Annotated in this window: 15 protein-coding genes and 1 tRNA gene; 7 read left to right on the forward strand and 9 right to left on the reverse strand. The window is 59.4% G+C overall.

What is annotated here, in order from left to right:
* Positions 1-88 precede the first annotated feature (88 nt).
* Positions 89-1,042: an NAD(P)-dependent oxidoreductase gene (locus HJB84_RS15655; protein ID WP_207583943.1), complete on the forward strand. Its 954-nt coding sequence runs from the start codon at positions 89-91 to the stop codon at positions 1,040-1,042.
* 27 nt (positions 1,043-1,069) lie between these two features.
* Here HJB84_RS15655 and HJB84_RS15660 read toward each other — a convergent pair whose 3' ends face one another.
* Positions 1,070-2,335, reverse strand: coding sequence for a glycerate kinase (locus HJB84_RS15660; protein ID WP_207583944.1), 1,266 nt, complete (start codon positions 2,333-2,335; stop codon positions 1,070-1,072).
* A 199-nt stretch (positions 2,336-2,534) separates the two neighbouring features.
* On the opposite strand from HJB84_RS15660, the gene HJB84_RS15665 reads away from it, so the two are divergent.
* The gene (locus HJB84_RS15665) at positions 2,535-2,834 is read left to right on the forward strand and encodes a DUF6074 family protein (protein WP_221116309.1); all 300 of its coding nucleotides are present in this window, start codon (positions 2,535-2,537) and stop codon (positions 2,832-2,834) included.
* Positions 2,835-2,908: 74 nt separating this feature from the next.
* Here the strand turns inward: HJB84_RS15665 and HJB84_RS15670 are convergent, their stop codons facing one another.
* On the reverse strand, positions 2,909-4,000 hold the full coding sequence (locus HJB84_RS15670) for a PHB depolymerase family esterase (protein WP_207583946.1): 1,092 nt from the start codon (positions 3,998-4,000) through the stop codon (positions 2,909-2,911).
* Between the two features lie 210 nt (positions 4,001-4,210).
* On the opposite strand from HJB84_RS15670, the gene HJB84_RS15675 reads away from it, so the two are divergent.
* Positions 4,211-4,618 (forward strand): low affinity iron permease family protein, encoded by a 408-nt coding sequence (locus HJB84_RS15675; protein ID WP_207583947.1) that lies wholly within the window; start codon positions 4,211-4,213, stop codon positions 4,616-4,618.
* A gap of 26 nt (positions 4,619-4,644) precedes the next feature.
* Here the strand turns inward: HJB84_RS15675 and HJB84_RS15680 are convergent, their stop codons facing one another.
* From HJB84_RS15680 to HJB84_RS15690, 3 genes are all read right to left on the reverse strand, one after another.
* Positions 4,645-5,004 (reverse strand): low affinity iron permease family protein, encoded by a 360-nt coding sequence (locus tag HJB84_RS15680; protein ID WP_207583948.1) that lies wholly within the window; start codon positions 5,002-5,004, stop codon positions 4,645-4,647.
* A gap of 147 nt (positions 5,005-5,151) precedes the next feature.
* The gene (locus HJB84_RS15685; protein WP_221116310.1) at positions 5,152-7,269 is read right to left on the reverse strand and encodes a catalase; all 2,118 of its coding nucleotides are present in this window, start codon (positions 7,267-7,269) and stop codon (positions 5,152-5,154) included.
* 165 nt (positions 7,270-7,434) lie between these two features.
* Positions 7,435-8,355, reverse strand: coding sequence for a hypothetical protein (locus HJB84_RS15690; RefSeq protein WP_221116311.1), 921 nt, complete (start codon positions 8,353-8,355; stop codon positions 7,435-7,437).
* Positions 8,356-8,695: 340 nt separating this feature from the next.
* Between HJB84_RS15690 and HJB84_RS33595 the strand changes: the two genes are divergently transcribed.
* The gene (locus HJB84_RS33595) at positions 8,696-8,875 is read left to right on the forward strand and encodes a hypothetical protein (RefSeq protein ID WP_259671102.1); all 180 of its coding nucleotides are present in this window, start codon (positions 8,696-8,698) and stop codon (positions 8,873-8,875) included.
* 600 nt (positions 8,876-9,475) lie between these two features.
* Here the strand turns inward: HJB84_RS33595 and HJB84_RS15695 are convergent.
* Positions 9,476-9,721, reverse strand: coding sequence for a hypothetical protein (locus tag HJB84_RS15695; protein ID WP_207583951.1), 246 nt, complete (start codon positions 9,719-9,721; stop codon positions 9,476-9,478).
* Between the two features lie 581 nt (positions 9,722-10,302).
* Between HJB84_RS15695 and HJB84_RS15700 the strand changes: the two genes are divergently transcribed.
* The gene (locus HJB84_RS15700) at positions 10,303-10,635 is read left to right on the forward strand and encodes a hypothetical protein (protein WP_207583952.1); all 333 of its coding nucleotides are present in this window, start codon (positions 10,303-10,305) and stop codon (positions 10,633-10,635) included.
* A 323-nt stretch (positions 10,636-10,958) separates the two neighbouring features.
* Here the strand turns inward: HJB84_RS15700 and HJB84_RS15705 are convergent.
* Positions 10,959-11,033, reverse strand: a tRNA-Asn gene (locus HJB84_RS15705).
* On the reverse strand, positions 11,034-11,231 hold the full coding sequence (locus HJB84_RS15710; protein WP_207584408.1) for a hypothetical protein: 198 nt from the start codon (positions 11,229-11,231) through the stop codon (positions 11,034-11,036).
* On the opposite strand from HJB84_RS15710, the gene HJB84_RS15715 reads away from it, so the two are divergent.
* A complete protein-coding gene (locus HJB84_RS15715; RefSeq protein ID WP_207583953.1) occupies positions 11,151-11,468 on the forward strand; it encodes a hypothetical protein in 318 nt (105 codons plus the stop codon). The two genes, HJB84_RS15710 and HJB84_RS15715, sit on opposite strands and share 81 nt — an antisense overlap.
* A 102-nt stretch (positions 11,469-11,570) precedes the next feature.
* Positions 11,571-11,906: a hypothetical protein gene (locus tag HJB84_RS15720; RefSeq protein WP_207583954.1), complete on the forward strand. Its 336-nt coding sequence runs from the start codon at positions 11,571-11,573 to the stop codon at positions 11,904-11,906.
* Here the strand turns inward: HJB84_RS15720 and HJB84_RS15725 are convergent.
* Positions 11,903-12,238 (reverse strand): KTSC domain-containing protein, encoded by a 336-nt coding sequence (locus HJB84_RS15725; protein ID WP_221116312.1) that lies wholly within the window; start codon positions 12,236-12,238, stop codon positions 11,903-11,905. The genes HJB84_RS15720 and HJB84_RS15725 overlap by 4 nt on opposite strands.
* Between the last annotated feature and the right edge of the window lie 5 nt (positions 12,239-12,243).

A 12,243-nucleotide genomic window follows, 5' to 3' on the forward strand; every position in this document is an offset into this window, starting at 1 on the left:
GCTTTCCCATCTTGGCGAAAACTCCGCTTACGGGATCGCGGCACGGCGCAGCATAGTCGGCGCGGATCATGCAAAGGGAGGAACGACAATGCGGGTTTTGGTCATCGGGGCAACGGGCCATGTCGGAACCTATCTCGTTCCTCGTCTGGTTGAGGCGGGGCACGACGTCGTCACGATCAGCCGCGGCGCCGCCAAGCCCTACACGGAAAACCGCGCCTGGGCTGCCGTCGATCAGCGTCGGATGGATCGGGCAGCGATGGAACGGACCGGTGAATTCGGCACGGCCGTGCGTGAGTTGAAAGCCGACACCGTCATCGACATGATCTGCTTCACGCTGGAGAGCGCGGAGCATCTGGTGACGGCACTATCGGGGCATGTCGGTCATTTCCTGCATACCGGCACGATCTGGACACACGGCCACGCCAGTGCCGTGCCGACACTGGAAGAGGCGCCGAAGTCTCCTTTCGGTGACTATGGCATCCAGAAGGCGGCGATCGAAACCTATCTGCTGCAGCAGGCAAGGCTTCACGGCTTTCCGGCAACCATCATCCATCCCGGCCATATTGTCGGTCCCGGATGGGCGCCGCTCAATCCTGCCGGTAATTTCAACCTGCAGGTCTTTTCAACCCTTGCTCGGGGAGAGACCCTGGCGCTGCCCCATTTCGGCCTGGAGACTGTCCATCACGTCCATGCCGATGACGTGGCGGCGATGTTCATGGGTGCGATCGCCAACAGGAATGCGTCGATCGGGGAAAGTTTCCACGCGGTTTCGGAGCAGGCGCTGACGCTTCGCGGTTATGCCGAAGCCATGTCGCGGTGGTTCGGGCAGGAGCCGAAGCTCACCTTCGCCCCATTCAATGCCTGGGCCAAAAGCCAGACGGCCGAAGATGCGAAGGCGACGTGGGAGCATATTGCCCGAAGCCCGAATTGCTCGATCGCCAAAGCCCGGCGCCTGCTCGGTTACACCCCCAGGTACACGTCCCAGCAGGCGGTGCAGGAGGCGGTGGGATGGCTGGTCGGGCAGGGGCGGATCAAAACCTGATCCACCATCGCTGCCATTGGCCGGCTTTCAGCGGATCAGGATAGCCCTGAAATCATTGACGTTGGTTCCGGTCGGGCCGGTTTCGAAGAGGTCGCTGGTGGCCGCAAAGCCGGAATAGCTGTCATTGCCGTCGAGCAGCCGGCGCGGATCGAGCCCGGCGGCACGAAGGCGCTTGACGGTGCCACCATCGGCAAAGGCGCCGGCATTATCCTCCGAGCCATCGATCCCGTCCGTGTCGGCGGCAAGGACATGGATACCCTCCTGTCCGTCGATATCAAGCGCCATGGCGAGCGCGAATTCGCCGTTGCGTCCGCCTTTGCCGCCCTTGGCTCGGAGCGTCACCGTCGTCTCGCCGCCGGAAAGGATGACGACCGGCTTCGAAAACGGCCTGTTCCGGCCCAGCACCTCGCGGGCGATGGCCGCATGCACCCGCGCCACGTCGCGCGATTCTCCCTCGATCGCATCCGAAAGGATGGCGGGCTCGATCCCCTGCGACTTCGCCAGGGCCGCAGCGGCCTCCAGCGACACGCCGGCAGAGGCGATGATATGATGCTCGTGCCGTAGGAAGACCGGATCGTCCGGCCGCGGTGCATCGGCCTTCGGCAAGTTCAGATGGTCGAGCGCCGCCTGCGGCAGCTGCAATCCATATTGCCTGATGATCTCCAGCGCATCGTGCCGCGTCGAACCGTCAGGCACGGTCGGCCCGGAGGCGACATGCGCCGGGTTGTCGCCGGGAATGTCGGAGACGATCAGGCTGACGACCCTTGCTTTGGTTGCTGCCGCAAGTCTCCCGCCTTTGATGGTCGAGAGATGTTTGCGCACGACATTCATCGCCGAGATCGGCGCGCCTGAGGCAAGCAGCATTTCGTTGAGGGCAATCTCGTCTTCGAGGGCCAGCCCCTCCGGCGGGGCGGGCAGCAGGGCCGAGCCGCCGCCGCAGATCAGCGCGATCACCAGATCGTCTTCCGTCAGTCCGTTCACCGTCTCCATCAGCCGCCTTGCCGCGGCAAGGCCTGCCGCATCGGGCACCGGATGGGCAGCCTCGATGATGTCGATATCGATTGTCTCGCAGCCGTAACCGTAGCGGGTGACCACCAGACCCTCGAGCGGTCTATCCCAGACGCTTTCAAGCGCCCGCGCCATCTGCGCAGCACCCTTGCCGGCGCCGATTACCACGGTCTTTCCCTTCGGCCGATCCGGCAGGTTTGCCTTGATGCCGGTTATCGGATCGGCGGCGCGAACCGCCGCGTCGAACAGGCTTTTCAGGAAATTGCGGGGAACGGTCATCGTCATCAGTGGTCTCTGTGCCTGGAGTGTCGATCGTGACACGGACTGTCGGCGCATCGGCGTGCCGGCGTCAAGGTCGAAGGCGAGGCTGACTGACGGCCGTGGGCTGCAAATTCTGCTTCGTCAAAAGGAACCGATACGAACGATAGAAAGCATTAACCATAGTCCCGTAGACAACGAATAGGATCAAAGGAACCTGTGTTCAATGGCTACTGAAATGACCTGCCGCCCCGCCGCCCGTAGTGAAGGCAGGGTTATTGCTTTTCCCTCTGCAACCGGAACCGCCAATATCGAGCGCTGCGCCCGTGAACTCGGCCGCCGACACGGCGCAGAGGCAATAGAATTCTGGAGGGCCGAATGCCGCAGGCTCGCCGATCAGCTTCTGGCAGCCGGGATGCCGGAGAGCGACGTTGGTCAGCGGGTGCTGCAGTTTCAGCAGGATGTCCAGATCGAACTCGTCCTCAGCCATCAAAACGGGCCACTGCCCAAGTCCCAAAACCGATAGCGCAATCTCGCCGGCTTCCGACGGTCATCCTGGCATGACGGCATAGCAGCCAGGGCTGCTCTCGGTCTGTCGCTTTACCGCAGCAGGCCGGCGGATCGAAGGGCGTCTTCAATGACCTTCTGAATGCCGCCACGGTCGCTCTCCGCGGCGAATGGAGCCGTGGCGTTTTCCGGTTGCGCAGCAGAGGATTTGGCGACGAGTCGCTTTTCAAACGAGGGAACCAGACCCCAGGATCTGGCAATTTCCACCGTCGAGGAAATTCCGACGTCAAGCATGAAGGGGCCGCTTGCCCCGTAGCCGGTGCCGACATCGAGCGGAGTGCCGTGATCCATCCCGGCAATCGTATAAAGCTCAATCACCTCGACCCCATGAGCATCGGTCCACACCCTTCGCTGATGTCGCCCGATATCCTCGACGCGTGACGGCGATGCGTCGACGCTGTGGATATTTCTCCATTGCTCCACGATCGCATTCGCATTGGCTGGTACGACGGTTCTGTCGGCGGTTCCCTGCCAGAGTGATAATGTCGGCCAGGGACCTTTGTGCCCTGAAGCGCTTCTCAACCGCAATTCAAGTTCTTCTGCCGTCGGACCGCCGTGGCCGCGCATTCGGTCGAATGCCTCGGGAATGGTCGCGGCGCTTGCATAGGGCAGGCCCGCAATGATCGCGCCGCCGGCAAAAACCTCCGGATAGGTGGCAAGCATGGCGGCGGCCATGGCGCCACCGGCCGAAAGCCCCGTCACGAACACGCGCCGGCTGTCGATACCGTGTTCGGCAACGAGTTTTGCGATCATCTGGCGAATGGAAGAGACCTCGCCGTGATCGCGTCTTGTGTCCTCCGGGTTAAACCAGTTGAAGCAGAGGTTTGGATTGTTTGCCCGTCGCTGCTCGGGAAACAGTAGCGCGAAGCCATAGTCCTCGGCCAATCGCGACCACCCCGACCCGATATCATAGCCGGCGGCAGTCTGGATGCAGCCGTGCAGGACGACGACCAGCGCCATGTTTTTCCCGCGCTTCGTCGGCAGATAGGTATGGCCTCCCAAAGCACCCGGGTTTGCGCCAAACGCCTCCAAGGCGACAAGATCGGAATTGTCCTGCGTGGGTTGGGGGCGAAGCGTTCCACGCAGCGCAGCAAGGCGTGCGAGAGTGTCTGACATAGATCTCATGAAAAGTCTCCGCCAATCAGCAGCCGGGATGGCGGTGATGCTTAACCAAACGTCTACACTAGCAAAAAGTTGCTGCGCTGCACAATATTTTCTGAGTTGGCCGTGTTTCCGGGTGCGCTGACGGCTCACCGGCGAGGAACTTCGGCCCGGATTTGACGTTGATGTTGTCGATTGACGGCATTGATGCTGCGATCCAGCGAGGCTTTTCAGATGTCGAACAAACCCAACTTCTTCTCTTCCTTTGCAACCCTCGTCGCCGATTTCTCGGGAAAGCCGTTCACCTTCGTAGCGGCGCTGGCGCTCGTACTTGCATGGGCGATCTCCGGCCCGTTTTTCGGCTATTCTGAAACCTGGCAGCTTGTGATCAATACAACCACGACCATCATCACCTTCCTGATGGTATTTGTCTTGCAGAACAGCCAGAACCGCGACGGAAAGGCGGTCCAGGCCAAGCTTGACGAACTCATCCTGACGAGCCAGGCCGCCAACAAGTTTGTCGGTATCGAAAAGCTGGAGGAGGAGGAACTCAGGGAAATGAGCAAGACGCTTGCCGCGCAAGCCGACTGCGTCGAGGAAAAAGCGGATGAAAAGTCTGCCGCAGAGGCGGCATCCGCCTGATGCATGCCGCCTCCGTGCGACGCGCTTCAGTTCATTGTCTTTGAGATCTGGTCGTGGTGTTGTTGGCGCATTTCCTCGATGGCGTCGGCATCTTTCTTCTCAGCCGCAATCCAGTGATTTCTTGCCTTGCTTGATCGGATGAGTTCGTCGAGCTTTGCATGGAGCGCCATCATGTCCCGATTTTGCGAGTGCTGCACCAGCAGCAAAATGAAAAATATAATAGCTGTACCGACCATGTTGGTCAGCAGAAGCCACTGCCGCGGGAAGGAAAAACTCAGGCCGACTGCCGCCCATGTGGCTACGAAAGCGACCAGCGTGACAGGGACCACACGATGCCCTGCCCATAAGACGGCTAAGTCGGAGATCTGTCGAAAGCACCAGCGCATACGGCTCTCCACAGCGCATTGGACGGAAGATGGAACAGATCGAAGCAGTTTCCATCACGTAGTTTCAATAAATTGCGTGCCTCATACGGTATAAAACCCGCGTTTACGCGGGTTTTAGATTGCGACAAATCATTCCCATGGCGGCGGTCAATTCCGTTTGACCGAGGGTTCGCGGCCCCAGACACGCAGTTTGCCAAGCACCTTGACGAAGGCCGATACATCCCCAGCCGCTCCGAGCGCAATCACGCCCTCATCCCGTGAATCGGCAATTCCGGCCTTCTGCATGAGTGGCAGCGCTGTTTCCACATAGCCGATGAACTTGCAGTGCACGAAGGCATCCGACACGAAATCATGGGCCGTGGCCTCCTTCAGCAGGTCACTCGTTCCCGCCGACGAGGGGAGGAGCGCGACGGCGTCGTAGAGCACCGAGGGTCCTCCGTCGATCATCTGATGCGCCTCGATCCAATTGCCGTCCGAGAGCGTCACGCCGCCGATCTTTGGCGCGATCACTTCGAAACTTGCCCTCTGTTCGGTGATTTCAGCAAGCAGCGCCTTGAAGATAGCGGCATCGGTACCATCGCTGACAAGAATGCCGAGCTTGCGTCCTTCGAACCGCTTCGGACCGCGCTCGATAATGCTGAGCGCCGGCGACGGCTCGAGATCCTGCCGCGTCGGCATGGCGGCATCGGCAGGTTTCGGCATCGATTTGAAGCCGAGCGCGTGGCCGACCTTGCTGGCCAGGGTCTCATCGATGTTCATCAGATGCGAGACCATGCGTTCGCGAATGACAGGTGTCTCGACCTTGCTCAGTTCGAAGATCAGCGCTGCCGCGATATGGCGTTGCTCCGGCGGTGTCTGGCTGAGGAAGAACTGCCTGGCCTGGCTGTAATGATCGGCAAAGCTTTCCGGCCGCAACCGGACTTTGGGACCCTGCTCCTCGGCGGGGAAGTGACGATAGCCCTGAACCGGCGATTCTCGTGGCCCTTGATTCCAGGAGTTCGGTTGGTAATTGACCCGCCCGACAGGATTGCGCATCGCCATATGGCCATCCTGCTGGAAATTGTGGAAGGGACATTTCGGAGCATTGATCGGCAGATGGGTGAAATTCGGACCACCCAGACGTTTCAGCTGCGTGTCGAGATAGGAGAAGTTCCGTCCCTGCAGAAGCGGGTCGTTGCTGAAATCGATGCCGGGCGGAACGTTCTGCGTCATGAAGGCGACCTGCTCGGTCTCGGCGAAAAAGTTTTCGGGCATTCGGTCGAGCACGAGACGGCCGACCGGTTTGACCGGCAAGACCTCCTCGGGAATGATCTTCGTCGGATCGAGGATGTCGAAGTCGAACGTATCGGCGAAGTCCTGATCGAAGAGCTGGACACAGAGCTCCCATTCCGGGAAGTTTCCTGACTGGACCGACTGCCAGAGGTCGCGGCGATGGAAGTCCGGATCCGCACCATTGATTTTGACCGCCTCGTTCCATGCGACGGATTGCAGGCCAAGTTTCGGTTTCCAATGGAATTTGACGAAGGTCGATTCATCGGCGGCGTTGATGAAGCGGAAGGTGTGAACACCGAAACCCTCCATGAAACGAAAGGAGCGCGGGATGGCGCGGTCCGACATGACCCACATGATCATGTGCATGCTTTCGGGGGTGAGGGTGATGAAGTCCCAGAAATTGTCATGCGCCGACTGCGCCTGCGGAAATTCCCTGTCGGGCTCCGGCTTCACGGAATGGATGACGTCGGGAAATTTGATTGCGTCCTGAATGAAGAAGACGGGAATGTTATTGCCGACCAGATCCCAATTACCCTGCTGCGTATAGAGCTTCACCGCGAAACCACGAACGTCGCGCGCCAGATCAACGGAACCCTTGCTGCCGGCAACTGTGGAAAACCGTACGAAGGCTGGGGTCTTTTCGCCAGGCCGCTGGAAAAGATCGGCCCGGGTATAGGCGGCCAGCGATTCGTATGTTTCGAAGTAGCCATGGGCGCCGTAACCGCGCGCATGGACGACCCGCTCGGGGATGCGCTCGTGGTCGAAATGAAAAATCTTCTCGCGAAAATGGAAGTCCTCGATGAGGGCGGGGCCACGGGCGCCGACGCGAAGCGTATTCTGATCGTCGGAGACGGGGCCGCCTTGAGCCGTGGTCAACACCGGCATGCCGTCCTCGGCAAACTGATGAAGCTCACCGCCTGCACCGCGATGCAGTTTCTGATCATGGATCGTTGCACTGTCCGAGGGCGAGATCTTGGACGTCTTCTTGGCCATCTATCTTCTCCGGAAAAGGTTTGACTTAACCGAAGCTCAAAAATGGCCACATGTTCCGCTCGCCGCAAAATAAACTGCAACCTGGCGAAGGGCTGCGTTTCAAACAAGACAACATAAATAGGGCGCGCGGCCTTTCGACCCCGCGCCCCGAGTTCACCCGGGCCTTTAGCGCCGGGAAGTGACGATGAGATCTTCCTCTTCGTCGCGTTGCGATCCGCCAAACGCTGCGGCGGCAGAGGCGATGAAAGCCCCGATCAGAAGTGACAGCGAGCCGAGCAGGGCCGTGGTGGAGGCCGCCTTGCGTGCCTCATCGGCAGCTTTCTGGGCGGCAACCTTGGTGTCGTCGATACGCTTCAACACCGCATCGACGCGGGTGCGTGCATCGGCTTCGGAAAGACCGGTCCGAGAAGAGACGATGGTGGCAAGATAGGCCTTGTCGTCATCGGGAATCTTGCCCTCGGCGGCGCCGTTGAGCAGGATGCGAGACACCTCCGATGTTGCCGCGGCATCATTGGATGTGGCCGCTGCTCGCGCCTGATCGGGGCGCAGCAGTGCGTCGGTAAAATAGGAAGTGGAGAGATCCACCGGCGAAGTTGCCGACGATGCTGCTGCCGTACCGGCGGCAGTGGCAGTCGATCCCACGGCATGTGCCGCTGAACCCACGGCTTGTGCACCTGCGCCGGCCAGCGAGGTCAGCGACGATGCAAGAAAGCAGGCGACGAAGACTGTCGCCAAAGCCCAGCTCAAGAAACCATGCGCGGTGTCACGGAAGAAAACTTCATCAGTGTGGACAGCCGCCCATTTCGTCCGCAGCCGTCCGGTAATATAGCCTCCGAGCGCCGAAGAGAGCCATTGCACGAGAACGAGCCAGATTGCCGCCGTCACACCGAGTGTCCCGAGCGAACTGCTTTGCCCCGACCAGGGCGACACCATGGTCAGCCCGAGCCCGGATCCGAGCAGCAAAAGGATGAGCGTCACGCCAATGGCTGCCGCGGCTCCCCCAAAGATAGGCCCCCATGTCATAGCCGATTTGGAGGATTCGACCGGAGTGGCAATCTCTCCGGAACCTGTCATTGAAACCGACATATCTGCTCCTATCGCATAAACAGAGCCAGAAGAATGATGATAGGCAGTGGAACACCGAGCAGCCAAAGTAGAATACCGCGACCCATGAGAGACCTCCTGTCAGAAACTGACGTTACGTTGTTAATGCCACTCAACTTTGAACCACGGCCTTTGTTCCCGGCCGGCTTGATCGTCGACGATCTTCAGGCGCGGATGATAAAGATCGACGAAATCTTGGGCGCTCCCGCTAACGCCAGTCGAGCAACGCGCCTATATCTTTGGGGGCAAGATAAATTCCTCCCGCTGCTCCCAAGGGACAGGCACTCATGATGGCGTCACGGCGTAAACTGGAGAAGCATCAATGAACAGATTTCGGGCATTTGTATCAGCCGGAGCAATCAGTCTTGCCGCCATGATCTCGGCCTGCTCGACACCGCCGAATTCATATGGCACGGCATCGGGATATCAGCCGGGAGATTCCATGAACCCGGCCTGCGCCGATGGCTTCCGACCCGGCGACGGCCGTTCGTGCAGCTATTAAAGGCAGGCGGCTCGCGTCTGCACAGAACGGGAGTATGGGGGAGAAGTCAGGCAGGCGCTCCGTAGTCGGGAGCGTTGGCCAATAGGATCGCGATCGAGCCCGGACGTCATTTCCGTTTGATTGTAGCCCCAACGGCAGCGCCGAGCGCAACCCCGAACGTGATGCCGATCGCGACGTCGTCGAACAGAATCGGGCCGACCGCAGCGCCTATTCCAATTCCTATTGCCATACCGAGAGCCATGACTGAGCCTATCCGGTTGCTGTGGCGGAAGTATGTGTTTGAAAAGGAGCTGCGAGCGCGGTTCCCACGCTCCGATGATGAGAACGGCCACGTGATCTCGTGGCAGCGACGTGACGTCAATCTGCCGCCCGACCCCATTCTAAAGTTAATGGCGGTCGCGTCCTGCCTCAGCCTCTACATCATTCGACCGTCAACGCAAAGGCCGGCCGGTTCGTCGTTTCGCTTTCATTAAAGACGAACGCCAGGACGACCAGCCCCGGAGGTATCGCCGTCGATGAAGGCCGGCGCCACGAGGGCTTACACGACCGCGGCCACGCTGTTCTCTCGCGACCTGGATCTTTGGGACTATGCCAACAATGTCACTGGCCGTGAAGGCGCAATGCATCGATCAACTGGTGCACCTTATCGGTTGCGTAAACGATATCCTCGCGGGGCAAGTGCACCGTGATTTCGATCTGCTGCCATCGACCGCCATTGTTTTTCGCGTAACTCACGGCGGCCTGTAGAGATTTGAATTCAACCGCGGGCGCGTCGGCAATCCAGAACTGCACGGTGCAATCGGCTTCGGAATAGTCGGAGAGTGCTTTGAGTGGGTCTAGGGCCATGCGATGGGCTCTACACCCTTGGCGGTTCTTTGGCTACCGCAGGTGAAGCGCCGCTGCTGTTTTCGAGTCGCGCAATCCGGTGAAGACGTCTGCAATGTTATAGTGGTGCTCTGTGCTAGGGCGAAGTAGCGTCTGCCAAGTTCGCAGCATGAGAACTTTTCAGGCCTCTCAGAACGTTGCCGATCGCGGTCTCTTGATGCGGCCACGGGCCAGGAGCGAGTGGTCCACAGGAGCACGGGGTATGACTAGCTTGACCCCTGTCTTGCTTTGCTTGAACCGGATCGTGACCATCACGATGGCAGGCGAGCGACGCCGCTTCATACGGCGCCGCGGCCGGGCGGCTCTCAGCTTTATGGGTGCGCTCGGTTCCTTTCGGCCGCTGCCCAGGCCAACAGCGGGGGGCACTTCACGCCACATTGACGTGACCTCCGCTCCTCCAACACCGATGGCCGGCGCGATCACCACCCCATCCGACACTAGGGCGCGGCGGCTGGTGTCTTTCTGGAAATTCCACAGCGGAGAGCCGTTCATGCCAGGTTAATGCCTATTAACCCAGACTCGGAGCCTGAAAGGATGCGCCGATGAAAAAGCTTTTTCCCGCAGTCGCAGCCACAGTCTTGGCTGCATGTTTTGCCCTGCCGCTAAACGCCACGCCGATCGTCGTGCCGAAACCAGTTGCAATGCACACCGCCGACGTCGAGCAGGTCAAACACCGTCGACACGGCAATGGATATGCGTATGGCCACTGGAAGAACCGCCGGTACGCTTACCGCGACTGCCGGTACTACGGTTCGTGCTACCGTCCGCGGTATTACGGGCATCGCGACTATTACGGCTATCGCGACGATTACGGCTATCGCAACGATTACGGCTATCGTCGTCGGTCAGGTGTGACCGTGTATTTCGATTTTTAGTCGGCAGTAACCCGGTCACAGTCGCGTCGGCCTGACCTCACCACACCACCACAGCAGCCCGTCGAGCAGCAACTCGGCGGGCGTTTTGTTTCCGGCGTCTGAACAAAAAAAAGGTCGGGGGGAGCATTCGACCCGACCTTTCTTTGATTGCATCAGCACGGTGCCAGTTCATCCGTGGTCACCAGCAAAAGCTATCCGATGGATTGAATTTATGCGTCTTGTGGATTTTCGCAAGGATTAGGGGGATGCTGATTTAGGGCTAAAAGTGAGAAGAAAACGCCTGTCTTCGGATTTCTCAACGAAACAGGCGATTAACTTGAAAATGGCTCCCCGGGCCGGATTCGAACCGGCGACCTGTCGATTAACAGTCGAATGCTCTACCGCTGAGCTACCAGGGATCACTGCTTGGCGCGGTGTGAGTGGGCTAATACAAATGCTTGCCCGATTTGCCAAGCGGTTTTTTCAAAAAAATGAAATGAACTTGTATTTGGGATGCCTGTGCCCATCTCTGGGGAATGACGAATCGGAATGATCGCGAACAGACGAGGGCCGGCGAAAGGCCCAAAAAGCGGGCGGGGCGCTTCGGCATCGATCATGCAAGCGGCAGGCTTATGCTCGGCTCCTTCAGCATCGGAATGCCCCGTTCGCGCATCGCGCGGATGGCGATCGGCGTGGCCCTCATTCTTTGCGGGTTCTTAGGCTTCCTGCCAATCTTGGGATTCTGGATGCTGCCGCTCGGCCTCCTGGTGCTTTCGCACGATCTGCCTGTCGCGCGCAGGCTTCGGCGGCGGCTGGTGGTCTGGTGGCACAGGCGGCGGGACCCGGCTGGCTGACAGTCATCTCCAGAAAGATTTGGCGAAACCCTGAATGGCTTTTGCCTTCATGGTTTATGGATTGTGAAATGCGAAAACGCGCCAATTGGTCCAGGTGAGGAAATGAAGGCATTATTTATCGTCGTTGTGTCAGCGGCGGCGATTTTTTCAAGCGTTCCTGCCGAGGCCCTCGACAGCCGGGGTTTTGACGCTCGCGGCGTCTGCCGCCGTCCCGAGGGATGCGTGATCGACCAAGGTCAAGGCGGAGGCTATAACGGACCTCGTAACTATCGCAATTTCAACGGCCGGAACGAGCGTGATGGCAGCAACGATCGCCACCGCGACGATCGCCGTTATCGCAATCAGAACAGAACCGACAATGTCGACCCAGCAGCCAGTCGCCTTGCCGCAGGCCCAGCGATTGAGCCGGGCACGCCGCCTATGCGAATTTGGGCCTAATTCGACCTGAGTTCGCTTTCCTCGAACACTCCACTGGGACCCGGATCGAGGCTGGTCACCATGAGGAGGCTGCAGACGGCAAGCAGGAGGACGAGCTTCAGCGCGTGGGAGACCGAGACCGGATGTCGCCCACCCCGTGATACGCGGGAAGGCGCAACATAATAACTGTAATAGAAGTGCGGATCACTCGTTTCCAGCAGGTTCTGGTAAACGTGCGCCGGAATATCCGCATGTTTCACTGGTGGAGAACCCGGGAATTTTACGTGGAGATCCCGGCTGTCGGCGTCGTATGCCGCATGCGCGTGCTTCGATTTGAGGGCAGCCCAATCCATTGCAG

Source organism: Rhizobium sp. NZLR1b (assembly GCF_019685155.1).
Taxonomy (GTDB): Bacteria; Pseudomonadota; Alphaproteobacteria; order Rhizobiales; family Rhizobiaceae; genus Rhizobium.

Excerpts from the sequence above, each read along its gene's own strand:
- HJB84_RS15655 (WP_207583943.1), top strand. The coding sequence starts at position 89 with ATGCGGGTTTTGGTCATCGGGGCAACGGGCCATGTCGGAACCTATCTC.
- HJB84_RS15660 (WP_207583944.1), bottom strand. The coding sequence starts at position 2,335 with ATGACGATGACCGTTCCCCGCAATTTCCTGAAAAGCCTGTTCGACGCG.
- HJB84_RS15665 (WP_221116309.1), top strand. The coding sequence starts at position 2,535 with ATGGCTACTGAAATGACCTGCCGCCCCGCCGCCCGTAGTGAAGGCAGG.
- HJB84_RS15670 (WP_207583946.1), bottom strand. The coding sequence starts at position 4,000 with ATGAGATCTATGTCAGACACTCTCGCACGCCTTGCTGCGCTGCGTGGA.
- HJB84_RS15675 (WP_207583947.1), top strand. The coding sequence starts at position 4,211 with ATGTCGAACAAACCCAACTTCTTCTCTTCCTTTGCAACCCTCGTCGCC.
- HJB84_RS15680 (WP_207583948.1), bottom strand. The coding sequence starts at position 5,004 with ATGCGCTGGTGCTTTCGACAGATCTCCGACTTAGCCGTCTTATGGGCA.
- HJB84_RS15685 (WP_221116310.1), bottom strand. The coding sequence starts at position 7,269 with ATGGCCAAGAAGACGTCCAAGATCTCGCCCTCGGACAGTGCAACGATC.
- HJB84_RS15690 (WP_221116311.1), bottom strand. The coding sequence starts at position 8,355 with ATGTCGGTTTCAATGACAGGTTCCGGAGAGATTGCCACTCCGGTCGAA.
- HJB84_RS33595 (WP_259671102.1), top strand. The coding sequence starts at position 8,696 with ATGAACAGATTTCGGGCATTTGTATCAGCCGGAGCAATCAGTCTTGCC.
- HJB84_RS15695 (WP_207583951.1), bottom strand. The coding sequence starts at position 9,721 with ATGGCCCTAGACCCACTCAAAGCACTCTCCGACTATTCCGAAGCCGAT.
- HJB84_RS15700 (WP_207583952.1), top strand. The coding sequence starts at position 10,303 with ATGAAAAAGCTTTTTCCCGCAGTCGCAGCCACAGTCTTGGCTGCATGT.
- HJB84_RS15715 (WP_207583953.1), top strand. The coding sequence starts at position 11,151 with ATGACGAATCGGAATGATCGCGAACAGACGAGGGCCGGCGAAAGGCCC.
- HJB84_RS15710 (WP_207584408.1), bottom strand. The coding sequence starts at position 11,231 with ATGATCGATGCCGAAGCGCCCCGCCCGCTTTTTGGGCCTTTCGCCGGC.
- HJB84_RS15720 (WP_207583954.1), top strand. The coding sequence starts at position 11,571 with ATGAAGGCATTATTTATCGTCGTTGTGTCAGCGGCGGCGATTTTTTCA.
- HJB84_RS15725 (WP_221116312.1), bottom strand. The coding sequence starts at position 12,238 with ATGGATTGGGCTGCCCTCAAATCGAAGCACGCGCATGCGGCATACGAC.